This is a genomic window from Ktedonobacter sp. SOSP1-52 (assembly GCF_016587395.1).
In genome coordinates, this window is record NZ_BNJH01000002.1 from 467,892 (window position 1) to 490,343 (window position 22,452).

The window sequence follows — 22,452 nt, forward strand, 5'->3', positions numbered from 1 at the left end:
CCTCATATATCTCTCGTCTATTCGAACCAATTACCTCCGCCGGGCCACGCTGGTGGCGAATTGCAGTACGCATGCGAGGGTCTTTATTTAAATCACGTCTATCACATCCCATCACGCCTGGGGCCAGGTTGCAAGAAGGTGGCGCGCCTGGCGGGCGGCCACTCCACGATGGCTAAGCGCGTTTTTCTGCTCAGCCGAAAGCTCGGCATTTGTTTTGTGCAGATCTGGAACCAGGAAAATGGGATCGTAGCCAAAGCCATGCTCGCCACGAGGGACATCCGCGATCAAACCCTCCATTGTCCCCTCGGCCAGGCGCAAGAGGCCAGATGGCTCAGCCAGGGCAATAACACAGCGGAAGCGCGCCGTACGCTGCGCAGTCGGCACATCGCGCAGGCGCTCCAGGATAATGCGGAAGCGTTCCGCATACGAGGTCTGCTCGCCCGCGAAGCGCGCCGAATACACGCCTGGTTCGCCATTGAGCGCATCAATCTCCAGGCCAGAGTCATCGGCGAGGACCAGCATATTGGAGGCTTGAGCGTAGGCCAGGGCTTTGAGTGTCGCGTTCTCGGCGAAAGTCGTTCCCGTCTCCTCTACATCCAGATCCAATTGGATATCCTTGAGGGACAGGAGTTGAAAGGGTAGATCTGAGAAGATCGCACGGTATTCGTCTAGCTTATGACGATTGGTGGTAGCCACCAGTAGGGCACGCATAGCAGAACTCCCAGCTAGATCAAAAATGAATATCGCGTCCCATCTTATCATAAGAGCCAATGCTTGTCGAGCACAAAACACCAGACGCCAGGGCAATTAAGTTGTAAAGGCGCAGTCAACCGTAGAGGCCTATGAACGTCAGCGAGGTCAGATTAGATGGCGGGTGGCGGCATTTGTGAAGCGTTCACCTGATAACCAGGGAGGTAGCCGGGACTGCCAGGGATATTTCCGTTCAAGCCTGAAGCCTGCCACTGAGGCGAAGGCTGATTGTGAGCGATTGGCGTTTCAGGCTCCTGATGGCCAGGGTGACTGACAGACTCGCCGGAAGTCGAAGCAGTTGTATCAGATGCAGCGTGAGCGGTCGCGATTTCAGCGGTCGGCTCCGCATCCAGCTTCTCCTCTTGCGCGGCTGGCTCTATGGTAGCGGGTACCGCTTCTACTTTCGCCTCTTCATCGGCGGGAATGTGAGCGATATCGAATTTGGGGAGGAAGGGATGGTGTGCAAGAAGAGAGGGCACAAGCGGCTTAATAAAGGAGTGAATGGCATAGTGGCCACGCGCCGGTGCCGTCAAGAGATTAGCCTTCACCATCTTGCTCAAGAGCTGGCGCGCACAGTCATAGTCGAGCTGGAGAAGAGCGGCGACCTGCCGTGGCGTCAGGATCGAGCCATACTCATCGAAGAGGCGCAGGAGGCCCAAGCGCTCGCGTGTCAGCGTCTTATGAGCGCTCAACGTATCCAGCGCCCGCTCTTCCTCCAGGCTTGCTAGGCGAAAGGAGAGCCGATCAGCCGGGCAATACAAAAGGTACGAGGTAGGCAAGAGCCGATTACCATGGACCTCAAGCGTGTAGAACGTCGAGACAGGAAGGCGCTTAAGATGCAGCTGATGATTGACCTGCGCGGCCAGAGGCGAAGAGCGCTTGCAGGAGTGCAGCAAGAGAATACTGATCTGGTACTCCTCCGCCAGGCGCCGCAACAAGGCCAGCAGTTCCCGATCATTGCCAGGGAAGAGCGAGCGCAACGAGGCGAGATCATCGATCACCAGTAGACACGAATCGGCATAGCAGTGAATCCAGTCACAAAGCTCTTGCAGTCCCTCGCCAGGTGTCAGCGGCTTAAAAGCATTGGTCACAAACAAGTTGCTCAGCGCGGGTATATCTGGGCGCGAGGCATAGATGCGAGAGCGAATCTCATGCAAATGGGGCGTCGAACTGGTCAGAGAGAGGTAGAAAATGCTCCCCCGCCTGGGCCGCAGATGCTGCGAGGCATCATCGAGCGCGGCGTCTTGCGTCCCAAAGGGCGTCGTACCGGTCGCGATGTCAAGCATCAACTGCTGCGCCAGCGAGGTCTTCCCACAGCGAGGATCACCACTAAGCAGCGTCAGACCCACAGGCAACAGATTCTGAATCACCCACGGCTGCGGCAGAAAAGAGGGAGCAGCCAGATCGGAGAAGGAAGTAAAGGGCATCACGGGGCGAGCAAAGAGCTGATTCGACGGAGAGGTAGCAGACATAGAGCATCTCCTTTATGAATCTTGAGCAAGACAACAGGAGAAGGATTACGCAGACAACGGAACGCCCAGGGCGTCAAAGCGAGGAGCACCACCACCACATTTTTCCGCACATGGAAGAAATCAAAACACATATAATTCACAACATGTACATAAAGCTTAAACCAACACAGGCCGTGCTTGTCAAGGGGAGAGACAATGCATCGAAGAAGTCGATTAGAGCAGTGACAGCAGCCACCTTCCGCCCGGCCTCCGCGTGGGCAGATAAAAGCCGAGGCGCAGGAATTTTTGACCATCGCCAAATTCCAGCAAAAAAGTGCTTGACAAGGGAGGCGTGAGGCAGTTATAATCATAACCGTCAAAGAGATGAGGCAACGCAAGAAACCTCATCCAAGCCGATGTAGCTCAGGGGTAGAGCAATCGCTTCGTAAGCGATCGGTCGTCGGTTCAAATCCGACCATCGGCTCTTTTTTATGCCCATAAACTTCATTCCGCCTCTTTCCCCCCGTGTTTTTCCTCCCAGTGCAGTTTGGCATGGCAGTTCACACAGAGCACATCACATTTCGCAATCTCCTCAGCAAGCTTTTTCTGGCTGGTTGGATTTATAGCCCTCCTCGCAATATTAAAGTTCTTGCTTGATCGGTCTCGATGATGAAATTGCAGTACGGCAGGATGGCTGATGCCACAACGCATACACTGAAAGGTACTCTTACATTCTCGAAACCATTTAGTTATTTCTTGTTGCTTTTTCTTCCTCCTGGCTATAACTTCATCTTTATGTTTTGGGTACCATTGTTTGCCGTACTCTTTTGAATATTGCGCACGCTTCTCCGGGTCTTTATGTGGCATCGGTCGTCCCCTTTCCACCCTCTTTGCCCCTCGCGTAAAATTCTCGCCAATCATCAAAATCGTGGCTTTCATTCCAGTGAAGAATAGCATGGCAGTTCCCACAAAGCACATCGCATTTCGCGATTTCTTTTTCCAGGCGTTCCGCTGATATATAAGATCTGCGAATAATATCTTGTATCGCAAATTCTTTTTCGGCTGGATTGCGATGGTGAAAATGGAGGCAAGCCGGATGACTTTCACCACAGCGAATACAACAAAGAGTCGATTTGTATTGTCTATACCATTCATTTAGCTTAATTCTACTACGTTTACGATCCTCAGCTATTTTCTTCTTGTGTTTCTGATACCAGATTTTGTTATATGCACGATAGTAAGCCTTGCGTTCCTCATCGCTCCCAAAAGCCATATTCCACCCCCATTAACACTACAAATTACATCCATTTTTGCTATACAGGTTAAATATGAATATCACAATATTCAGATGTTACAAAGGATTATATTACAGAAAATGTTCTAAAACAATAGAAAAACGGTTACAAATTATTCACAAAATAGAACAATTTACCTATTTTTCCCTTTAAGAAACGCCCTTTTATAAGATGCATAAAAGGGCGTTTCTTCATCTTTGGGTCAGGCAAGTCTCAGCATGGTAGGCATACCAGTTATTTATGAAATTGCCGAGTGCCACCCACCGCTGCATACCATCTCTTATCTGCTCAAAGGAAAGCTTCATCGTCTGCCAGTGGTCAAGCTTCATAATCTTGCCCTCTCATATCCATGCATATCTTGACCGCTTTTGCCATCTAGTATACCAGCCTCGAATGGATACTGAAGCCATTCGAGGCATTGTCCTATTCTGAAGCCAGGTAAACAATTGTAGCAACAAGAGCCCTTAAAGAGCTTTATTGCTTGGCATATGCTCCCGCGGTTGCCTTAAGCCGATCAGCTAATTTATAGATCTCATTAAGATTGTTGATTGATACCTTTTCCTCATTTTTACCGGCATCAATGATACCAATAAACTTCTGCTTGCCATTGAAGTGCAAACGGCAAATAGGTTTCCGATTGTTATCGTCACATAATACACCGAAATAGCTCTGCGTATCACGGTAAACAATGCGCTCAGCATCAAGTACAGCACAGGTAATTGCTTTGACGATATAATACGCCTGGAGTTCTTCTTCAGTAGTGATTATTCTGCTTTCTTTGTCAGGAATGATTGCAATACTTTGATTGGTATCAAGGCTATCAGTATCGCTTTTCACTTCTGTAAGTGGACCAGGCGGCTCCATAGCAGAACGCAAGCGTTCAGTAATACGTTCGTTGATAAATTGAGCAAAAGCCCTTTTCGTGATACTCGTAAACTGTTCTCTCACCGTAGCAGTTAACTTACCAGAATAAACCTGGCTTGCTAAGAAACGGATGAAATCTTCTGAGGGAGTATTTAGCTGATCATTGAGAATGTGTTTGATTTCTCGCGTATATTTAAGTTCACTCGCAACCGTAAGAATAGCATCGAGATTGAAGGCCTGTTTTGTTAAGCGCTTCAGCTCGACCACCAGAGATTCCTGAATATCCAGCATGTTGAATTCCATAAATGGCTTGGGGTCCATCTTGTTTGGTTGCTCAATATCGGTATAGAACCTGTAGGTAATGCCATCAGTCAACACAGCTATGCGTGCTTCAGTGACAGAAAAATACCGATACAGCTGTGAGGCATGGCATTCATCGAGGTTGCTATTGCAACATTTGCACTCAAAAAGCATGATTATTTTTTCATCTTGTTTGATAGCATAATCGACTTTTTCACCTTTTTTAATACCAACATCAGCAATGAATTCCGGTACTACCTCCTCTGGATCGAAGACATCATAGCCCAAGGCTGATATAAACGGTTTGAGGGTGAAACAGTAACCGTGAAATATCATCCGAATAATCCACAGGATGCCCGCCTTGATCCTGGGATAGCTTGGCTATTCTTTATCTCTTTTGGCTCGCTGTTTGTTCTGAGTGATCTGTTTTCATGCCTTCGCGGCTTAATAAGCAGAATAAGAGGTAAAGTATCCTGAGCGATGCTCATCAGTCAGTCACATTTGCGGAAGGCAGCTTATTTATGCAGTTAATCATCACAAATCTCCTCTTTTACTTTTCTCTTTTTCTTGTCCTTGTAGGCATTGGGGCTTTTCTAGAAATCAAATCCTATCAACGTCAAGGAAAACGCTGGATTTGGTACAAACGCCCGTCAGCCATTGCGATCCTTATAGTACTCATAGTTGCTATTGGAAGTTTCCTTTTCTTTATCCCTATTGCCACGGTAAGTGTTACAGACATAGAACATCTGTCTCCCTCTTCCAAAGGCTTGAGAGTACTCATCGCTATGATCGGTGTCTCAATCGCATTGATAGGCGGTGGATCATTAGCGCTATACTGCAAAAGCCTTATCGAGAAGGAAAAAAAAGAAGAACAATCTCCAGATTCAAAGAGATAAGCCTGGTATTCAAAGTCACATCAAACCCATCATATGAGGTAATTTCTATGGCAAAGTCTTCCAAATGGTATCTCTTTTTGACCTTCCTATTCCTCATCTTTGGACTTATCAATGTGATTAACATCTTCACCGCAAACATATATAAGTTCTAATCCTATACGTGGCAGCATCCTCGATTTCATTATCAGCGCAGTATTTTTCTGCAACTATCTTGATCGAAAGCGTCGAAAATAACACCTGTACAAAGTGTTGAATGTTTGAGGCTTTTACTTGTGTGAATTATCCTTATTAGGGTCAAGTGAAGACCCTGGTGCAAAGAAAACAAGGAGGTTTCGATGGAAACCCAAAGACATAGACAAATGCAATCTGCTCCGGAGCAGCGCCTTGTGGCGCGCATTATCGGGCTGGCATTCCTACTGGGATTTATTTTTAGCCCGGTGTTACTGCTTACAGGCATACGAATATACAATTCTATGCGGTCAGGCTTTGATCCCCTAGCCCCTCCCTACAGTTTCGGCTCACCACTGGATGAAATCCTGATGATACTGACAGGCACTTTTACGGTTCTCCTTCCCACATTCAATAACTTGTATTCAAAATTTCTCAAGGGTCCACAGTGGAGTAACGGACGTCATGCCATCCTTCGCTTTGGTGAACATGGCTCGCGGTTTATGGGCTTTTTCCTGATGGGTCTAGGGGTAGATATTTTGTTTGATAAGCCTCTAACCCATACACTTATTGGGCTTAAAGCATCATCACTTGAGATACTTATAAGTGAGATCACTCTCACCTTGATTTGTGCACTAGTGGGTCAGCTTGCAATTGAATACCCTCGAATCATTGCAGCGCTCGATCCGGCCAGACGGCGTGTCCGCGCGCGTTCGCGCCGTCGCCTGCGCTTGCCATTCCAGACAAAGGGCGTCGGGTTCACGTTCCAACCGGCCACGGTTTGCTCCAACCAGTCGATGACTTGTTGGGGGTTCTTGGGATGTTGCCCAGCCAAAGCACGCGGCACAATGATGCGTTGCACCGACTCTGCCATATTGAGCCACGAGCCACCAACGGGGGTGTAGAGCGGCATCACCCCATGATGAAACAACCATACCACGAGGTCGGGAGTCAGGTGCCCAGCCAGATTGTCCCACACGAGCACGATACGTAAGGGAGGAAGCCCCTCATCGTTCTCGTGTGGCCACAACCACGTTTTCCACTGCGCATAGTGCGCCCGCTCTGCTTCCGGCGGCAAGGTCTCTGCTGGCTGTTTTTTCTCCAATTCGTCCAACACCTCCGAGAGTTGCTCTTTCAGCCAGGGATGCAAGACGGCATTGGTTGCCGAGACGACACCTTTGGCGCGCAAGAGACCCGTGGTCGGACGAAAGAGGGTGAGCAGTTTGGCGGTGCCCCCGCGCTCGTACTCGTGGGGGTGCAACAGGGGATGGCCCTCTGGTTGCCACGAGGAACCCGGCTGTGGGATGGCCTGATACGGTCCAGCTTCATCTTCATTGAGTTGCACGATCCCGGCAGCTTCCGCGTGCTCGCACGCCAACTCGATCAGTCTTTTTTTTCCGTCAGGGCAGAGATACCGACTGAGTAGCCTCGGTCCAGCGTGATTCGAGCGAGGCCAGCACGGAAGAACGCTTGTGACGGAAACGAAACCGCGTGAGCTGCTCCTGCTGGGCACGGGTCGTCTGCTGGCGCAGTTCTCTCCACCGGCCCCGGTCAAGCTGAGCAATCTGGCGCTGCAAGTGGTGGCGGTGGGTCTCATCTTGCTCCCACCAGGGCGCATAGGCCACGCAGCGCCCATAGCGCAACAGATACGCATTCCAATTCTTGCGCCCGCTCACCCGGCGATACTGCGTTTTGAGCGCGCGAATGCTGCGCTCCATGTCATTGTTGGTGCGCGGAAAGTCCTCCCGCTCATAACACTGCACCAGGTACGGGCGCAGATTCGAAAGCACCTGCAGCAGCTCCCGTAGGCTCTCCTGTTCCAACTCCGAGAGGGGGGACGTTTCCAGAAGTTGGACCATCTGCTCGCGCCACGCGTCCAGGCGTCGTCCCACGCTCTCATTGCTCACGGGTTCTGCGAGCGTGCGTGCCGCTTCTTTCACCAGGATCGCTTCGACCTCACAGAGCCAGCCATACATCCGCTTGACCTGTCTCAGGTGCTCTGCCCAGGTTGCCCGTTCTGTCACAATTGCCTGCAGACGGGTGAGCTTCTGTTCACACCGCCGACTCACGGCGCCCCCTTTTTGAGCAAGTGCTGGAGACTGGCTTCGATCTCCTCCAGCATCTGGCTTGCCTCGACCGTCGCAAAAGTCAGCGGCTGCACGCCGTCGATATTGAGCGCGGTCAAGATCCCAGTGGCGTACGCATCCAGCACGCGGAGCTGCTCGGCCTCCTGAGGCGAGGCGGTCACGAGGGCCTTCTTGATCTGTTTGCGCACCGCACGAACCTTCGGCTGTAAGCGTTTGCGGATCGCCGTTTTCGCCGCTTTGTCTGCTTCAAAGGCGGTCTTGGAGGCATCGCGCAGCGCATGGAACTGACACACCTGATGAGGGACCTCCGGCCAGAGCTCCTGGAGTGCCAGCAGCTCACTTTCCTGGGCATCGCTGATCGTGCCCAGCACCTTCACCCCCAGCTCAACCACCGGAGTCAAGAGTGCTTTCATGACGGCAGTCTCCGAGGAGAGCACATTCTCGGCCACCAGGACCCGCCCAGTCAGCGCATCGCGGACCAGGTACACTGTCTCGTTCCCTTTGTCAGGCTGAATGCCGTCGATGGCAACAATGATGCCCCGTTCTTCTCGACTTGGGCCAACCACTCCTGGTCCTCGTTGGCCGCACTCGCTGCCCGCAGCAACGTGCAGTACGCATCAAACAGGTAGAGCACTTCTCGGCGCGCGATCTTGACTCCCAACGGGGCCAACCGGGCCAGTAACTCGCGATGGATCTCGTCGACGGTTTGGTGCTCGACCAATCGCAGCCGCCCCACCAACAGCACCACATCCACCCCATACGTGAAGTGGGGCAGGGCCAGCGCATCCGCTCGCGCACTGCGATACGTCCGCTGATGGCCCACACACTGCGCATCGGAACAGCGGTAGCCCGCATGCACCAGTTTGATCACCTCCTGCAACGTGACCACCGTGCGTTCCGACAAGGTGACGGCCCGCCGGAGTCGCTTCTGGCAGTCGGCACAGTGTGTCACTTCGGGACGGTAAAAACGTCGGCTGACCTGGGAAAATGTCCGCGCAGGTTTCATGCGTTTCTCTCCTGGCTGTTTCTGAGATCCTTTCCTGGTGGAGAGTGTACCACATGGGCTCAGTCGGCATCTCTGCCCCTACGGTTTTTTTCCAGTGTTTGCTCGTCATAGGTCGTCACCGTGCCGCCTTTGCGTTTGCGCAGCGCGTAGCCGGTGCGGCACCAAGTGCGTGTTCGCTGATAGCTGTAGCCTGACCCATGCAGCACCTGACGAATGGTTTCGTTGGCGATGTGAGGCAGATCCGAGGCTTGTAGTGCCTTGCGTAGTAAGGAGAGTGACCAGGTAGCAGTCTGATCGATCTGGCGATCTGGGGTCCTCTGTACTTCTTGCAGAATACGCGCCTGCTGCGCGCTCGTGTAGGTCGGCTTGCGCCCACGGCCAGCAGCAATCGAAAGCGCTGCCAGACCGTGCTCATTGAAGCGCTCGACCAACTCGCGCACACTGCGTGCCTCTCTAAAGCCTGCCACCAATGCTGCCTGCGGAAAAGACTGCGAGGCCGCTACTGCCAGCAGCGCTTTGGCTCGCCGTGCCACGTCTATCCGTTCACTGCTGGCCTTGACGATGCGCTGCAACTCTTGCTCTTCTTGTTTGCTGAAAGCACGCAGGGGATGTTTTTGGAAGTGAGCCATTGACGTGTTCCTTCCTTCTCCTCCTATTCTATCACCTCCGCTTCCCTCCTGGTGCTCAATTGCGAGTTGACCCACTAGTAGTCCCTATCATTCTCTGTTGGTATCTCTTTGTTCGAGATAAACGCCTTGAAGTGCAAAGAGCAAAGGAATCATAAGCGCCATCAATGGTTTTATTTGTTATTTGCTGGCGTTCTGCGTTGTAGTAAGTATGCAGAAGATAATGAATGTGAGCGATCGCAAATAGGCTCTGGAGGGTATATGAAGTATATTGAAGCTGCGGTTATTTTGTTGGGACTCCTCGTTGGCGCCATTGTTGGCAGCATGATCCCAATTGGCAACGGGAATGCAGCGCTTATCTGTGCCTTGCTTGTACCCGCTCTTGGCTTGCTAATCCTCTTCTTGATCAAATTGAGACGTAGAAAAATGCCACTGGAGGAACGCGACCAGCAAAACCAGTTCGTGCATCAACATGATCTGAATAGCGCCAACACCACGGCGGAGCTGGCGCAATATACTGCGACAAAGCTTTCTCACTAATAGACTCTATTCAAGCAAATAGTCATTGCTATCGACCAATCACACCCTGCTCGCAGGCTGGAGAAAATGCAAAAATGAAGCCACTACCGGGGATAATAATCGTGCTTTTTATGGTCTATGTACTTGTGCTTGCCATAGCGGCACGCGGCAAGGGCTTTCAGCGTTCCTGGCAACTGGTGAAGACGGATAACGGAGCACGCGCTATTGCTCTTCTCGCGCTGGCACTCCTGCTTTTTCAAGGAAGCCTGGTGCTGTTCGCGTGGCTTCCCTGGAGTGGCTTGCTACAATGGTTCTGCGGGCTGGGTCTCATTGTACTTCTTTGCCTCTGGATTGGCAGGGCCTACCGTGGCGCGCCGCAGGAATGAGGGGAGATGCGCTACTGACGTACGCGCCTACGCTGGTTGCCTATATATTGCCCCAGACGCGTAGGCGCATACGTCAGTAGCGCGGTTTTTATCGAACAAGATATGTGAGCGATTTCGCGTCCGTCCCGTTATCCAGCTAATTCATTAATTAGAGGTCGAAAGGTGGGCAGGTGGTATTGAACTCGTTGAGGAGTTTCTCGACCTGGATGAGGGGCTGGTGCATGGCGGTGGGAACGCTGATATTGAGTGTGAGGATGCGCTTGTTGAGTTTGCGCAGGGCCTCCTCGTAGTCAGCGGCTACCTTTGCCCGGCTTTCGTTGAAGATACGTTTTTCCTGGCGGCTGGGCGGGAGACGGCGTGCCCGTAGTTCGCGATAGCGGTTGGTGATAGGTTCAAGCTTTTTCGCCAGTTGCTCACGCTGCTTCTCAATCTCCTGGACGAGAGCAACTTCGGGCGGCAGCTCGTTGTTATTTTTGAGCAGGCGATAGGCCAGATTTTTGTCTCCAGCATAGGGGTTGTCATCGAGATTGAGAGGCTTCCCCACACCTGGAAGGTTATCAAATTCGCCGCGCTGCTGCGCTTCGTGGATCATCTCTTCGATGTAGTCGCGATACATGCGGCCCCCGAGACGACCGCTGTTGCCTCGAAGCTGCTCGGCCTGCTTCTTTTCTCTATCGGGCACTTTGCGCCAATCAACAAAATCCATAGAAGTACCTCACCTCTTCTTACTTTAGTTCTTGTTGAGGTTCCATTTCGCAATGGAGTCTTTTCCATTCATGCTTTTTTCTTATTACCTATTATAAGCGTTTGTACCTCACTGCGTGCAACCTCATAGACGTCGGCGAGCGGGATGTTGCGCTCGCGAGCGACGCGGGCGCATTCCTCGTATTCGGGAGAGGCACTGATGAGCTGCTCGCCAAGGTATTTGACCTTTATAAGCATGGGGCCAAAGCTGGTCTGGATGGTGCGCGGCTCGCGCCGGGCCTTGAGACGCTGCATATGCTGGAAGCGCACTCCGAGGGTGGTGGTCTCACGCAGGAGGCTCATGGCAAGCTGTTCGCCGAGTTCGGGCGGGGCGATGACGCGAATGAGCGTAGCGGGTCGATTCTTCTTCATCTGCATGGGAGTGTAACTCACATCGAGTGCACCCAGCTCTAGCAGGTGATCGAGCAGGCCGCCCAGCAGCTCACCGCTCATATTATCGATGTTAGTTTCGAGCACGGTCACCCAATCGGTCTCGACCTCGGCCTGCTCTAGAGTGGTTTGAACAGGAGAAGGCAGAGAGATCCTCTCGGGTGCAAAAAATAGATTGCCAAGGCAGAGACGCAATGAGCGGGCGACATTGCCGCTCCTTTCTGAAGAACACCCATAGCCGGCTTGTGTTACATGGATATTAACTGGCTCAAAGCTGCTCATTTCGGACATGAAAGCAGCCGCTTCCAGGGATACATGTTCGTCACCAACAGTGTTATACCAGATGGCCTCGGCATGAATTAGCATCTCCAGGACTTCAGGAAACAGCGCAGGTTCCTGGCCGCGTGATCCCTGGCGAGAACCAGCGGACATGGGAAGCGGAGAGGCATAGATTTCATCCAGGTTGAGCATATCAAGCCCCAGCACCAAGGCGATAAGCCAGAGCAGAGGAGTAATATCGGGTAAGGTGACATCCTCAATAGGAAGGTTTCGTAGCTTGCTGGTAGCCTGAGCAAGGTGCTGGACCATAGCCAGTACCGGTTGGCGCACAGGCTCTTTGAGCGTCCCAGGTGGGAGCAGTACAGGAGTTTCAGCCAGTTTCCAGGGAGAGAGCGTCTCTGACGTAGTGAGGGTAAGCGTGGCACTGCTGCCTCTTACTGGGGTGTACTGCTTCTGTGAGGTAATGGTGTGATCCGGCAACGGGAGCGCGGTCATGGCTTTTTTGAGAGCCTCAATGTCAAGCCCGATATCAAAGAGCGCCCCAAGCAACAAAGGGGCGGTAATGCCATCATAGCAATCAAGATACACAACCCGGTTTTGCATAGAAGAGACCTCAAAGTGCTAGGTTACGATAGGCGTTCAAGCCAGGCAGCTTTGCGTTCTGATGAGAGATGCGCGCTAGCAGCAACGGCCTGGGCAAATGTGAGCGATTCCTGATTCTCGCCATAGGGGCCACGCGGCTCGGCGACCTTCAGGCCTGGGCGAGAGAAGGTGTTGGACGGCTCACGGCTGGCAAAGAAGGCATCAATGGCCGCGGGTGAATATCCAAGCACGCCTGCCAGGCACTGAGATAGAGTAGCAGGAATGCTCTCTGGAAGCAAGGCACGTCGCTCCAGTAACTGAACAATATCTTCGCTCAATTCAAGTACGTCGGCAAGTTGGCGCGGTGTGACAGGCTGCTGCTGATGGCTCTCGAAGAGGCTGCGCACGGCGACATCCTGGGTAGGTAACTGAGCCTGGGAAGTGTAGGCGCGCTCAAGGGCTTCACGCGAGACCTCTGAGAGCGAGGCCAATGAGGTATTCATGGGTAAAGGAGCCTCAAAGGCCTGGTAGTAGCTGATAAAATCGAGCAGTTCCTCACGATACTGGGGGTAGCGCGCGAGATAGGCAGAGAGTGAGGGCGACCTGCCCTCCTGGGCTTCCTCGGCATAGCGCGCGGTAATGTGCATAATTTCTTCGCGTTCATGCTCCATCTTTTAGAACCTCCTCCTCCTGTTGTAACAAAAGACGTAGTTGTTCCAGCGCCTGGCGCTTGCGGTTACGCACGGTACGATCGGTAATGCCAAGGGTGCATGCGACCTCTCGCTCGGTCTGCTCCTGCCAGAAGAGGAGCAGCAGGATCATGCGCAAGTGGCGAGGCAACATCTGTACCAGGCTGAGCAGAGCACTGGTCTCGACCGAGCGCAACATATGTTCGGCGCGAGCATCTTCGACTTCGATCTGCGCCTCCTCGCCGTTATCGAGGAGGACCGGGCGCTCCAGGCTTTGCAGGACCGCGCGTGGAATACGCGAGCCACGCTCGACGTCACGGTCGCGCCAGCGTCCCTCGCGCATCATAAAGGCACGAAAGATGTGCTGGCGTTCATAGCGCAGGCAGTGGTGAAAGTGCTCCTCCCAGAAGCGGCGCTCGGGGTCAAGCAGCGCGCGCACAATGGCTTCATACAGATCGGCGCAGAGATCGGCGTTCAGCATGCGTCGCTCGTCCTCGTGGAGCGCGAGATGGGAGAGGACGCCACGCGCCCAGGTCTCGTTCTCATACTGGGTACGCCTGATAATGACCTCAATCAGGCGGCGCTGTTTGCTCGTTTGCGAGGGTGAGGCACAGGCACGCACACAGCGCACCAGAACTTCAAGGGGGGTTTCCACCGCCTCCACTCGTTGCCAGAAGAGATATTCCTGCTGATTGCCTGCCTGCTCATCAAGGGGCAGGGTCTCATAGTGCTGTTTGAGTTGAGTACGCCTGTGTGCCCACCGCGCCTCCTGCTCCCGCTCCTCAAGTGCCACACTCGTCCATTCCACGGACCATTCCTCCAACCGACACCACAGCGCATAGGGGTGGGGAATAGCTCATCCCGTACCTATGCTATACTCATTTCTTCTGCCCTCAAGTATATACATACGCGTATCACATGTCAATCAAGGGAGGACCTGGAGTAGTATGTAGAAACATGGAGATATTAGACGAATCGGGTGTTGTAGGGTCCAAGCTGGCATGGACTCCGAGTGAAGCGGCCTCCCCAGCGTCAGGGTATCGGCCTGCGGGCCTCGGAGTCCATGCTAGCTTGGACCCTACAAGCGAGATAGTTAGTTGATGGGACCGTTGTAGCTGGCACTGACATTGATATCGTCGACATAGAGGCGATTGGTCGAAGAATTCAGAATCATCAAGCGTGAGAAAGGATTTGTCGTCGAGAGGTCGTTATTGATTGACCCAGCAGAGGTGCCATTCAACCAGAGTTCTGCGTGGCCGCTCGTAGCCTGATTCAGGCCAATCTCAACGCTATACCAGGTATCGGCTTGAATACCATTGGCGGGCGAGGAGAGGGTATAGACCTGCCCTCCATTGCCCCAGATGAAGGTATCAAGCGCCTTGGTATTGGCGTTATAGACAATCTCCCAGGCATTGTTGCCATTGTTATTGCGTCCAAGCGCGATATCGGTTCCGATAGAGAGGTCACTGATGCGGAAGTAGAGACGGGTATAGCTTTGGGTCACCGGGCCTGAGGGCATGGTTGTATAAATGTAGCTATACTGATTGGCGCTATTGATAAAGGCCGCCGCGTGCGTACCTCCATGCACCACCGTCGTCTGTACACTTGCCTGTCCTGTGCTATCGGCATTAGTAAATGTCCACTTGGTGAAATTGCCGGTCTCAAAGTCATCCTGGAAGTAGGATACCTGCGTCACGCCCGTACCGTTGAGAGGAATGGAATAGGAGGTCACGCTGGCACTGGTGACAATGGCAAGAGAGGCACTACGATCACCGGCTACAGCTGGCGTAAAGCTGACCGTGATATTACAGGAAGTGCCGCTGGCAAGCGAACTGCCGCAGGTGTTTGTTTGGGAAAAGTCACTAGCATTCGTACCAGTGACGCCGATACTATTAATGCCGAGCGCGGAGGCACCAGTATTTGAGAAGGTTACGGTACGTGAGGCGGTGCTATTGACGCCCTGTTCGTTGAAGTCAACACTGCTAGGGGCAAAGTTGACATCGGGTCCCGCGTTGGTCGGACCATTATAGGTATCTGCAACCACAACATCGTCAATATAGGTGGTGGTCGCGATTTTGTCGAAGAACATCAGGCGCGCATAGGGATTGGCGTTCGAGAGATCAGCATCAACCGAACCAATAGAGGAGCCATTGACCCAGACCTCTCCGTGTCCACTAGTTACTGAGTTGACATAAACCTCGACACAATACCAGGTATTGACCTTAAAGATGTTGGAAGGACTTATAAAGCTATGCAGGTTGCCTTGACCATCCCAGAAGTAGACATCCAGGCCATGAATATCGCGGTCGAAGTCGACGCCCCAGACGCTCCGGTCATTGTTATTGCGTCCAATCGCCAGTTCGGTGCCGCTGGAGAGTCCGTCAAACGTGGAATAGCGGACATAGAAGCGGGTATAGGCACTCGTGCGAGCGCTGGAGAGGGCGGTATAGACATAGCTGATCTGTCCGGGGTTAAAGGTATTGGTCAAGGCCAGGGCATATGATCCAGTATGGGTCACCTGGGACTGTACCGTGGACTGACCATTTTGATCGCTGTTATTGAACGTCCATTTGCTCGTATTCCCGCTCTCAAAACCATCGCTGAAATAAGTTTGCGCCGCGTGCGCCGGGCGTGGAAGGAAGGCAAACGTAACCATCAGGAACGCTGAAAGTACGAGGAGCCGTAACCCACGCTTTGTCATCCTTGGCAAAACATACTGCATATTCTACTTTCTCCTAATCTGGTAATGTGAACGATCTCACCTGGAACACACAAGGTCTCCTCCTGGTGATTCTCCCGCCAGGGAATAGCGATTGCTTGGATCTCCATCAGAGCATAGCAGACAGTGGTTGTGAGAGTGTATTTATCAAGGTGAGAAGGCTGTGCTTATCCAGAGAGAGAAGTAGATATTGTGTAAATGTCCTTAGCAGAGGAAGAGAGAGACAGTATCTTAAAATGATGACAAATATGCCTATCGGTCATCCGTTCGGACGGCCTGCCGTCCAGGGGAAACTGCGGTCCCCGCTACTCCTCACCCCAATTGCAAAGGGTCGGAGCTACTTGGAGAACGTTTCTCAATCTCGCTCAAGTGCTTATCCCACAAGGGGACGCTTGCGAATGGTTTGAGAGACGACGTTGCTTTTTCCCCACGCAACGCTTTTTGCGTGGAACCTCGCTCACGACAAGCGTAGTATAGTCCTGGTAGTGAGAAAGTCAACGGGAGAAAAAGCAGCAAATGCCAACAAAAGATGATATTTGACAGTGTTTCTTAGAAACGTTTGCTACACCTACTCGGAGCAAAAGCCCTGAGCAGGTGTCTGACAATGAGCCTGGTTGTATCCTGGAGAAACTTATTCGCCGCTGTCGTGGAAGGCGAGGGCGTTGCGGTAGATGTCAACGTAGCGACGGGCGGAGGCGCCCCAGGAGTGGTCCGCCTGCATACCGCGAATTTGCAGCGTACGCCAGACATCTTTGAAGCGATAGACGGTCAGGGCGCGCATGATGGCGGCGAAGAGCTGCCAGGGGTCGTAGTCGTTAAAGAGGAAGCCGTTGCCGGTATCGCTAGCGGGATCGTAGTTCTGGACGGTATCGGCGAGGCCACCAACGTTACGGACGATAGGGACGCTACCATAGCGCATGGCGATCATCTGGTTCAGACCGCAGGGTTCGAAGCGTGAGGGCATCAGGAACATATCGCTACCGGCATAGATGCGCTGCGCCGTCTCAGTATTGAAGGTCAGGAAGACCGCAACCTGGTTGGGATAGCGCGCGGCAAGGGTCTGGAAGAGCTCATGATAGTGCTGATCACCTATCCCCATGACCACAAGCTGAATACCCTGGTCCAGCAGTGGATGCACAATCTGGGAGATCAAATCGAGACCTTTCTGGTCGGCGAGGCGCGAGATCATGGCCAGCAGCGGGATATCAGCGTTCACCGGGAGATGGGCCTGTTCTTGCAGGGCAATCTTATTCTCGATACGCTTATCGAGTGAGTTGATATCAAATGGTGTGTGGATATGGGCATCGTGGCCAGGATCATTCTCCTGGTAATCGATGCCATTGAGAATACCGAAGACACGCTCCTTACGGGAGCGGAGCAGGTGGTCAAGGCGCTCGCCAAAGGTCGGGGTCAGAATTTCCTGGGCATAGCGCTCGCTCACCGTCGTAATCGAGTCGGCAAAGAGGATACCGCGCCCCATGACATCCACAACGTTGGCGAGCTCGGATATCTGGGGATAGAGGAAGCCCTTGGAGGCCACACCCGCGACTTCGAGCAGGCGATAGCCAAAGATGCCCTGATAGGCCAGGTTATGGATAGTGTAGACGGTCGCGGTATGCTCAAAGAAGGGATCGCCATAGTAGAGTGTATGCATCCAGTTAGGCACAATCCCGGTATGCCAATCGTTGCAGTGAACGATATTGGGCGACCAGTTGAGGGCGCGGGCCGCCTCCAGGGCAGCGCGGCAGAAAAGAATAAAGCGTTCGCCGTCATCGGTATAGCCATAGAGGTTTTCGCGCTCGAAGTAGCGGGGAGCATCGACCATGTAGACGGGAACATTGTTGCCGATGGTCCCTTGAAGGATATTCACCTCGACCTGATAGGAACCCATGGGGACGGGCATAGAGGAGATGATAGTCTGCAAGTGAAAGTGCTCGGGATCAACCTGGCGATAGCGTGGCATGACCAGGCGTACATCGTGTCCTAGCTCCTGTAGGGCTTTGGGTAGGGCGCCTACGACATCTGCCAGACCTCCAACTTTGACGAAGGGTACAATTTCGGCCGCTAGAATTAATACCTTAAGAGGATCATCATTGTGCATCAGTTTCATCGGCGGGAAAATTCTTGTCTCCAGCGAGCGAGGAGGAAATGCCGCCTCTCCTTTCACGAACGGGTACCTACATTCCTACTATATATCAGTGCAGTGCATCCATATACCAGCCTACCTCTACCATACCTACCTCGATACGCTTATGATGCACTGTCAACCTTATTTGTAATGCTGAACGTATGTTATTGTACCACAAGTCCTCTAGCCATCCCTGGACCCATCAATGGTAAAGTATGTTTGGTTGGGGGCTGGCGGAGCCAGCCCCCAACCAAACATACTTTACTCGATTGTGAGATCGCGTGTTGAGATGGATGCCAGGCACGCTGATGTTTTATCATCTCTGAGCAAGCAGGAGAGATTCAGACCTCCACAGAAGGGTAGTGGTGGGAGAGGAGAGAGGCCAGGAGATGGGCAACGCCATCTTCGTCGTTCGAGAGCGTAATAGCATCGGCAGCCTGAACGCAGAAGGGATAGAAAGCCTCTTCACAGGTGACGGACAGCCCGCTCTCGGCAGCGAAAGAGAGATCAGGCAAACCCGTGCGCAGGCATGAAACCAGGTCTTGTACCTGCTGAGGCGAGAGAGCGAGCTCTCCCAAAGAGCGATCTTGATCCAGGTCATACAGAATCGCACCATTGCAACAAAGCGCAAGGCCACCAATCTTATAGGTCCTGGCGATCTGGCGCAGTGTACGCGGCGGGCGCGCACTAATCAGTACAAGAGCCACGCCGGTAGTCTGCAAACGGCGCAGCACCATACCTGTTTGAGCTGAGATCGTCTTATCGGAACGAAGCAACGTCCCATCCAGGTCAGTAGCGACCAGCTTTAAGGAGGAGAGCGCGGTGTCGATGTGGAATGTTTCCATAGTAACCAGCCTTTTGCTCTATAGAATACCACATCTATATGTATGCCTGGAATGCCTTCGCCTGCGGCACGCATGTATCAGAAAAAGAGCAAAAGCAAAGAGCCCGAGCTCATAGCTCGGGCTCTTTGCTTTTGCTCTTTTTCTGATATAAATCAGACCTTGTAGCGGTTGCGCGTCAGGAAGTAGAGCTGGACTGCGGCGAGAACACCCATGAGGATAATCATTACCACCGCGTCCGTCTGCGGCATGACTGGCGCAGCAGGATTGGTCGTGGGAGGCGCGATCACAGTCCCAGGAACAAAGGGAATGTTTGGCGCGGTCTCAGGCTCCCAGCTTGCAGGCGCGATTGAGAAGAAGGCAAACGCACCCAGGTAGATGAACAAGCAGGTGCCCATCACGAGCCACTGACCCAGGCAGCCCAGGTTGTTCTCGCCAACCACCGCGAACTCGCGGCGACCGACCGAGGTCCAGATAACGGCCATGATCAGCATACCGGCGCAGAAGATCATACTGACGAGAATCTGATCTGGAGCGGTATGAACGAGCAGGGTCAGCCCGGCGATGGTCGCCACGGTAACCACGCTACCAACAACCACCAGGTTGCGGTTGCTCTTCCAGGCCCAGACAGCACCCATCAGGATGACAAAGGCGTTCGTCGTCACGATGGCGTCGACCAGGTACCCACCCTGCTGCGCGAAGGTGCAGGTAGCTGGGATAGCGGACTGACGCGCGCAGAGCGTGAAGTAGGGGCCCAGGATCGGCACAAAGTGCAGTCCACCGATCAGGGGATAGAGCGCAACCGCCAGGACCAGGCAGATACCGCCGGTCTGACCCAGGCCAAGCGCGCCAACCGCGTAGAGCGCGGGCATAGTGCGCTGGCGAACCGGGCGCATCAGATAGTGCAGGCGCAAGGCGAAGGCAGCCATGGTCAGGTAGATAGCCGTACCCAGGATGATGCCAGCGCCAAGATTGACCCACTTGATGCCAGTCGCAATCTCTTTCATATTGCCGCCAACGATCTGGAGGGCGAGGCCCTGATCGCTCACCTGAGAGTAAGCGAGCAAGGAGAGCACGACCAGCGTCGAACCTGCAATGATCAGGCTGCGAATGGCGGGCGTGGTTCCCAGATCGCGGCGATCCTCGGTGCGGCTCTCGCGAACGGCGAGAGCGGCGTAGAAAATCATCGCCAGACCGACGGTAAAGACCGCCAGGCCAACCATGAGCAGATCAATCGCGTTTGCCTGGAACCAGAGAAACTGACCACCCAGCATTGGGGAGATATACATCTCTGGCTTGGCAAAGTTTGGGAAGTACTGGCCATTGAAATATGACCAGAGCGAGAGAGCCAAACCAGCCACGCTCAGGATCGCGCCAAGGCCAGTGAAGACCGCAGGCGGAATACTCGGCTTGGGATCGAAGAGCGAGACCACAGTAAAGACGATAATAAAGCCTGCCAGGCAGGTTACAGCCAGGGAGAAGAGACCCTGCTGCAAGCCCTCAAGAGAGGCTGCAGTCATCTTCAGGTAGATATACCCTGGAAGCTGCCCGACAAGGATAGCCGCGAGAAAGAAGAAGCCTGCTGCGAAGATGATCGAGCGTGCCCACGAAATCCTCTCCGGCAACTCCTTTTTTTGTACTTGTTGCATGGATAGCAATCCCTTTCAACATGCCGTACATATCTATGACAACAACATATCCAGTGACCTGGCATGGCTGCGCGTCCACACAGAGTATGTCATTGCGCAAGACAGGTCGGCATAAGCTGATGTTGAGGACTTATGCCGCGGGAACAATCGTCAACTGCGCCTGCATATCAGGATGCACGGAGCAGTAGTAAACGAGCTGGTGCGAGTCTTTATTGAGATTGTAGGCATCCTCAGTCACCGTCCACTCAAAAGACTTGCCAGTTTCCAGGGTCTTTGAGTCGAAGATGTTGGGCAGCGCTTTGGGGCTGGACAGGTTGCTGCTGTCGATAGCCGTGACCGTGTGCGCAACCTGGTCATCATTGGTCCAGGTGATCTTGGTGCCGACTTTCACTTTCAGGTTGGCATACTCGAAGCACGCGGTCTTGCTGGTGCAGACTTTCACCTGACCGGCAGGAAGGATGCGTACTTTCACCGTATCTTCTTTGCTCATATCAACGGCCTCGCCAAACTGGCCGTTCTTACCAAGCGTTACCGCCTGGTCATAGAGGTTCTTGGCATTGGCCTGGAGATATTCGACCAGACCGTTGAAGCCATTCTTCGCGGCATCGCCGGTGTAGCCCTGCTTTTTAGCATAGGTTGGATCGGCGGAGCGAATGAGCGCGAAGAGATAGTCAACGTCAATCGCCTTCAGCTGGCCACCGAACTCGTCCCGGCGGGGAATCGTGTTCAGGTTACTCGGCAGTGGCGCATTGGGATTATAGTTGCCCGAAGTGATCATTGCCTTGAGCTGATTGTCAGTCAATTTATTCAGATCTGAGACATTGTAGCCCAGGTATTTTTCAAAGAGCAACTTATCTTCTTGACCGATAGCGTAACACTGATCGGTACAGACTTTGACGTAGACTTGGAGTCCCTGATTGATAGCATAGGATTGCAACTGCTGCTGTGACGTGGCCTGGTTCTGATTCTCTATAATCCAGAACACGGGGATCATCATCGAAACCAGCGAGAGCATGATGAGTGATCCATAGCCGGTCTTTTGGACCGCGTTCGTTCGTGAAAAGAGAATAACCAGCAAGCCGACGACGACGATCAGCAGGACAACGATGCCTATAGCAATTTGACCTATATTCATCACAGATTTCCTACTATAAAACTTCGATCTCTTGGATGCCCCACTCCAGACCGGAAATGGAAGCGAGATCAACCCTACTTCTTATAGAATGAAGAGGCAACAACACCAGTAGGCGGTACGCGCTACTTGCGTACGCGCCTACTACTTATGCGACGTCTTTATATCTATAAGATTCCCTGCAGCAAGAGGCAGAGGGACAGGAGATTAGCCGCCCGCGCTACACTCTTTCGTTGGCTTGGGAAGCAACTGTGTCGTCGCATCGGGATGCTGCACATTGCTATTGATGGTACCCGTGTTAATGACAACCTCGCCATCCTTGAAGTTCATATCGAAGCGGTCAAGGCTACGAGGGGCGGGACCATCCAGGAACTCGCCGTTGACATTATAGTGCGAACCATGACAGGGGCATTTAAAGCTCACACAGTCATTACGGAAAGGAACGGTACAACCCAGGTGTACACAGCGCTGATAGAGCGCAACCCAGGTAGACCCATCGCCATCATGGACCACATTCTCCAACTGGAACTGGTCTTGCAGATTCTGGCCTGACAGCAGATATTGCGCATCATTGGCGAGATGGACCAGGTACGAGCGAGCGGCCGGAATATAGAACACGCCCTTCTCGTTGAGGACCATCTCCTCAGGCTTGGCAGCCGGGAAATCGGTCTTTTTGCCCACGTTCTGCGCGGAACCGAAGTCGCCGCCCGACGTAGGATACATAAAGTATAGAGCCCCGGCAACCGCAGCAGTGGTAGATATGCCCCACACCGCTAACATGGACCTGCGCAGGAAGCGGCGGCGGGAGAGACGCTGGCGAGCGATCTCCGCGGCCTCGGCGCCACCACCATGCAGAATCTCATATTGTTGCGGTGTAATCGGCTGCATATCATCATGACTACCGTTACTACTCATTGATTACCCTCTTGGATTCTTTGTTTACTTTTCCT

General features: G+C 53.1%; 24 protein-coding genes and 1 tRNA gene. 5 read left to right on the forward strand and 20 right to left on the reverse strand.

Annotated elements, in window-relative coordinates:
* Positions 1-111 precede the first annotated feature (111 nt).
* Both JMJ16_RS17710 and JMJ16_RS17715 read right to left on the reverse strand, forming a co-directional pair.
* Complete coding sequence (locus JMJ16_RS17710; protein WP_201383601.1) at positions 112-711, reverse strand: XTP/dITP diphosphatase; 600 nt, start codon at positions 709-711, stop codon at positions 112-114.
* A 152-nt stretch (positions 712-863) separates the two neighbouring features.
* Complete coding sequence (locus JMJ16_RS17715) at positions 864-2,222, reverse strand: AAA family ATPase (RefSeq protein ID WP_201383602.1); 1,359 nt, start codon at positions 2,220-2,222, stop codon at positions 864-866.
* 14 nt (positions 2,223-2,236) lie between these two features.
* Here JMJ16_RS17715 and JMJ16_RS17720 point away from each other — a divergent pair, with 14 nt between their 5' ends.
* Both JMJ16_RS17720 and JMJ16_RS17725 read left to right on the forward strand, forming a co-directional pair.
* Complete coding sequence (locus tag JMJ16_RS17720) at positions 2,237-2,557, forward strand: hypothetical protein (RefSeq protein ID WP_201383603.1); 321 nt, start codon at positions 2,237-2,239, stop codon at positions 2,555-2,557.
* A 56-nt stretch (positions 2,558-2,613) separates the two neighbouring features.
* Positions 2,614-2,685, forward strand: a tRNA-Thr gene (locus JMJ16_RS17725).
* Positions 2,686-2,705: 20 nt separating this feature from the next.
* Here the strand turns inward: JMJ16_RS17725 and JMJ16_RS17730 are convergent.
* The 3 genes from JMJ16_RS17730 to JMJ16_RS17740 all read right to left on the reverse strand — a co-directional run bounded on the left by JMJ16_RS17730 (position 2,706) and on the right by JMJ16_RS17740 (position 4,996).
* On the reverse strand, positions 2,706-3,068 hold the full coding sequence (locus JMJ16_RS17730; protein ID WP_201383604.1) for a hypothetical protein: 363 nt from the start codon (positions 3,066-3,068) through the stop codon (positions 2,706-2,708).
* Positions 3,058-3,474 (reverse strand): hypothetical protein, encoded by a 417-nt coding sequence (locus JMJ16_RS17735; protein WP_201383605.1) that lies wholly within the window; start codon positions 3,472-3,474, stop codon positions 3,058-3,060. The genes JMJ16_RS17730 and JMJ16_RS17735 overlap by 11 nt, the downstream gene beginning before the upstream one ends.
* Before the next feature lie 496 nt (positions 3,475-3,970).
* Positions 3,971-4,996: a type I restriction endonuclease gene (locus tag JMJ16_RS17740; RefSeq protein WP_201383606.1), complete on the reverse strand. Its 1,026-nt coding sequence runs from the start codon at positions 4,994-4,996 to the stop codon at positions 3,971-3,973.
* Between the two features lie 185 nt (positions 4,997-5,181).
* On the opposite strand from JMJ16_RS17740, the gene JMJ16_RS17745 reads away from it, so the two are divergent.
* Positions 5,182-5,556 (forward strand): hypothetical protein, encoded by a 375-nt coding sequence (locus tag JMJ16_RS17745; RefSeq protein WP_201383607.1) that lies wholly within the window; start codon positions 5,182-5,184, stop codon positions 5,554-5,556.
* A gap of 811 nt (positions 5,557-6,367) precedes the next feature.
* Here JMJ16_RS17745 and JMJ16_RS17750 read toward each other — a convergent pair.
* The 5 genes from JMJ16_RS17750 to JMJ16_RS17770 are packed head-to-tail and all read right to left on the reverse strand — an operon-like array spanning position 6,368 to position 9,446.
* Complete coding sequence (locus JMJ16_RS17750; protein WP_236601078.1) at positions 6,368-7,102, reverse strand: transposase; 735 nt, start codon at positions 7,100-7,102, stop codon at positions 6,368-6,370.
* A 22-nt stretch (positions 7,103-7,124) separates the two neighbouring features.
* The gene (locus tag JMJ16_RS17755) at positions 7,125-7,793 is read right to left on the reverse strand and encodes a transposase (RefSeq protein WP_201377911.1); all 669 of its coding nucleotides are present in this window, start codon (positions 7,791-7,793) and stop codon (positions 7,125-7,127) included.
* The gene (locus JMJ16_RS17760; RefSeq protein WP_201383608.1) at positions 7,790-8,377 is read right to left on the reverse strand and encodes a hypothetical protein; all 588 of its coding nucleotides are present in this window, start codon (positions 8,375-8,377) and stop codon (positions 7,790-7,792) included. Before JMJ16_RS17760 ends, JMJ16_RS17755 begins: the two co-directional genes overlap by 4 nt.
* Positions 8,275-8,817, reverse strand: a complete 543-nt coding sequence (locus JMJ16_RS17765; RefSeq protein WP_201383609.1) for a hypothetical protein — start codon at positions 8,815-8,817, stop codon at positions 8,275-8,277. The genes JMJ16_RS17760 and JMJ16_RS17765 overlap by 103 nt, the downstream gene beginning before the upstream one ends.
* A gap of 59 nt (positions 8,818-8,876) precedes the next feature.
* Positions 8,877-9,446: a helix-turn-helix domain-containing protein gene (locus JMJ16_RS17770; RefSeq protein WP_201383611.1), complete on the reverse strand. Its 570-nt coding sequence runs from the start codon at positions 9,444-9,446 to the stop codon at positions 8,877-8,879.
* A gap of 258 nt (positions 9,447-9,704) precedes the next feature.
* On the opposite strand from JMJ16_RS17770, the gene JMJ16_RS17775 reads away from it, so the two are divergent.
* Both JMJ16_RS17775 and JMJ16_RS17780 read left to right on the forward strand, forming a co-directional pair.
* A complete protein-coding gene (locus JMJ16_RS17775) occupies positions 9,705-9,983 on the forward strand; it encodes a hypothetical protein (protein WP_201383613.1) in 279 nt (92 codons plus the stop codon).
* A 74-nt stretch (positions 9,984-10,057) separates the two neighbouring features.
* Positions 10,058-10,348, forward strand: coding sequence for a hypothetical protein (locus tag JMJ16_RS17780; RefSeq protein ID WP_201383616.1), 291 nt, complete (start codon positions 10,058-10,060; stop codon positions 10,346-10,348).
* A gap of 148 nt (positions 10,349-10,496) precedes the next feature.
* On the opposite strand, the gene JMJ16_RS17785 is transcribed toward JMJ16_RS17780, so the two are convergent.
* The 10 genes from JMJ16_RS17785 to JMJ16_RS17830 all read right to left on the reverse strand — a co-directional run bounded on the left by JMJ16_RS17785 (position 10,497) and on the right by JMJ16_RS17830 (position 22,417).
* A complete protein-coding gene (locus JMJ16_RS17785) occupies positions 10,497-11,054 on the reverse strand; it encodes a DUF1992 domain-containing protein (RefSeq protein WP_201383618.1) in 558 nt (185 codons plus the stop codon).
* 68 nt (positions 11,055-11,122) lie between these two features.
* Positions 11,123-12,364: a LarC family nickel insertion protein gene (locus tag JMJ16_RS17790; protein WP_201383620.1), complete on the reverse strand. Its 1,242-nt coding sequence runs from the start codon at positions 12,362-12,364 to the stop codon at positions 11,123-11,125.
* A 23-nt stretch (positions 12,365-12,387) separates the two neighbouring features.
* Positions 12,388-13,014, reverse strand: coding sequence for a hypothetical protein (locus tag JMJ16_RS17795; RefSeq protein WP_201383622.1), 627 nt, complete (start codon positions 13,012-13,014; stop codon positions 12,388-12,390).
* Positions 13,004-13,840: an RNA polymerase sigma factor gene (locus JMJ16_RS17800; RefSeq protein WP_201383624.1), complete on the reverse strand. Its 837-nt coding sequence runs from the start codon at positions 13,838-13,840 to the stop codon at positions 13,004-13,006. The genes JMJ16_RS17795 and JMJ16_RS17800 overlap by 11 nt, the downstream gene beginning before the upstream one ends.
* 285 nt (positions 13,841-14,125) lie before the next feature.
* The gene (locus JMJ16_RS17805) at positions 14,126-15,754 is read right to left on the reverse strand and encodes a choice-of-anchor D domain-containing protein (RefSeq protein WP_201383626.1); all 1,629 of its coding nucleotides are present in this window, start codon (positions 15,752-15,754) and stop codon (positions 14,126-14,128) included.
* Positions 15,755-16,382: 628 nt separating this feature from the next.
* Positions 16,383-17,861 carry a glycogen synthase GlgA gene (glgA, locus tag JMJ16_RS17810; RefSeq protein ID WP_201383628.1) on the reverse strand — a complete coding sequence of 493 codons (1,479 nt, stop codon included), beginning with the start codon at positions 17,859-17,861 and terminating at the stop codon, positions 16,383-16,385.
* Positions 17,862-18,220: 359 nt separating this feature from the next.
* Positions 18,221-18,724, reverse strand: a complete 504-nt coding sequence (locus JMJ16_RS17815; RefSeq protein WP_201383630.1) for an HAD family hydrolase — start codon at positions 18,722-18,724, stop codon at positions 18,221-18,223.
* Between the two features lie 152 nt (positions 18,725-18,876).
* A complete protein-coding gene (locus JMJ16_RS17820) occupies positions 18,877-20,370 on the reverse strand; it encodes a hypothetical protein (RefSeq protein WP_201383632.1) in 1,494 nt (497 codons plus the stop codon).
* A gap of 130 nt (positions 20,371-20,500) precedes the next feature.
* Entirely contained in the window at positions 20,501-21,505 is a 1,005-nt protein-coding gene (locus JMJ16_RS17825) for a plastocyanin/azurin family copper-binding protein (RefSeq protein ID WP_201383634.1), read from the reverse strand.
* 204 nt (positions 21,506-21,709) lie between these two features.
* Positions 21,710-22,417: a ubiquinol-cytochrome c reductase iron-sulfur subunit gene (locus JMJ16_RS17830; RefSeq protein WP_201383636.1), complete on the reverse strand. Its 708-nt coding sequence runs from the start codon at positions 22,415-22,417 to the stop codon at positions 21,710-21,712.
* Positions 22,418-22,452: the final 35 nt, after the last annotated feature.

Excerpts from the sequence above, each read along its gene's own strand:
- JMJ16_RS17710 (WP_201383601.1), bottom strand. The coding sequence starts at position 711 with ATGCGTGCCCTACTGGTGGCTACCACCAATCGTCATAAGCTAGACGAA.
- JMJ16_RS17715 (WP_201383602.1), bottom strand. The coding sequence starts at position 2,222 with ATGTCTGCTACCTCTCCGTCGAATCAGCTCTTTGCTCGCCCCGTGATG.
- JMJ16_RS17720 (WP_201383603.1), top strand. The coding sequence starts at position 2,237 with ATGAATCTTGAGCAAGACAACAGGAGAAGGATTACGCAGACAACGGAA.
- JMJ16_RS17730 (WP_201383604.1), bottom strand. The coding sequence starts at position 3,068 with ATGCCACATAAAGACCCGGAGAAGCGTGCGCAATATTCAAAAGAGTAC.
- JMJ16_RS17735 (WP_201383605.1), bottom strand. The coding sequence starts at position 3,474 with ATGGCTTTTGGGAGCGATGAGGAACGCAAGGCTTACTATCGTGCATAT.
- JMJ16_RS17740 (WP_201383606.1), bottom strand. The coding sequence starts at position 4,996 with ATGATATTTCACGGTTACTGTTTCACCCTCAAACCGTTTATATCAGCC.
- JMJ16_RS17745 (WP_201383607.1), top strand. The coding sequence starts at position 5,182 with ATGCAGTTAATCATCACAAATCTCCTCTTTTACTTTTCTCTTTTTCTT.
- JMJ16_RS17765 (WP_201383609.1), bottom strand. The coding sequence starts at position 8,817 with ATGAAACCTGCGCGGACATTTTCCCAGGTCAGCCGACGTTTTTACCGT.
- JMJ16_RS17770 (WP_201383611.1), bottom strand. The coding sequence starts at position 9,446 with ATGGCTCACTTCCAAAAACATCCCCTGCGTGCTTTCAGCAAACAAGAA.
- JMJ16_RS17775 (WP_201383613.1), top strand. The coding sequence starts at position 9,705 with ATGAAGTATATTGAAGCTGCGGTTATTTTGTTGGGACTCCTCGTTGGC.
- JMJ16_RS17780 (WP_201383616.1), top strand. The coding sequence starts at position 10,058 with ATGAAGCCACTACCGGGGATAATAATCGTGCTTTTTATGGTCTATGTA.
- JMJ16_RS17785 (WP_201383618.1), bottom strand. The coding sequence starts at position 11,054 with ATGGATTTTGTTGATTGGCGCAAAGTGCCCGATAGAGAAAAGAAGCAG.
- JMJ16_RS17790 (WP_201383620.1), bottom strand. The coding sequence starts at position 12,364 with ATGCAAAACCGGGTTGTGTATCTTGATTGCTATGATGGCATTACCGCC.
- JMJ16_RS17795 (WP_201383622.1), bottom strand. The coding sequence starts at position 13,014 with ATGGAGCATGAACGCGAAGAAATTATGCACATTACCGCGCGCTATGCC.
- JMJ16_RS17805 (WP_201383626.1), bottom strand. The coding sequence starts at position 15,754 with ATGCAGTATGTTTTGCCAAGGATGACAAAGCGTGGGTTACGGCTCCTC.
- glgA (WP_201383628.1), bottom strand. The coding sequence starts at position 17,861 with ATGAAACTGATGCACAATGATGATCCTCTTAAGGTATTAATTCTAGCG.
- JMJ16_RS17815 (WP_201383630.1), bottom strand. The coding sequence starts at position 18,724 with ATGGAAACATTCCACATCGACACCGCGCTCTCCTCCTTAAAGCTGGTC.
- JMJ16_RS17820 (WP_201383632.1), bottom strand. The coding sequence starts at position 20,370 with ATGCAACAAGTACAAAAAAAGGAGTTGCCGGAGAGGATTTCGTGGGCA.
- JMJ16_RS17825 (WP_201383634.1), bottom strand. The coding sequence starts at position 21,505 with ATGAATATAGGTCAAATTGCTATAGGCATCGTTGTCCTGCTGATCGTC.
- JMJ16_RS17830 (WP_201383636.1), bottom strand. The coding sequence starts at position 22,417 with ATGAGTAGTAACGGTAGTCATGATGATATGCAGCCGATTACACCGCAA.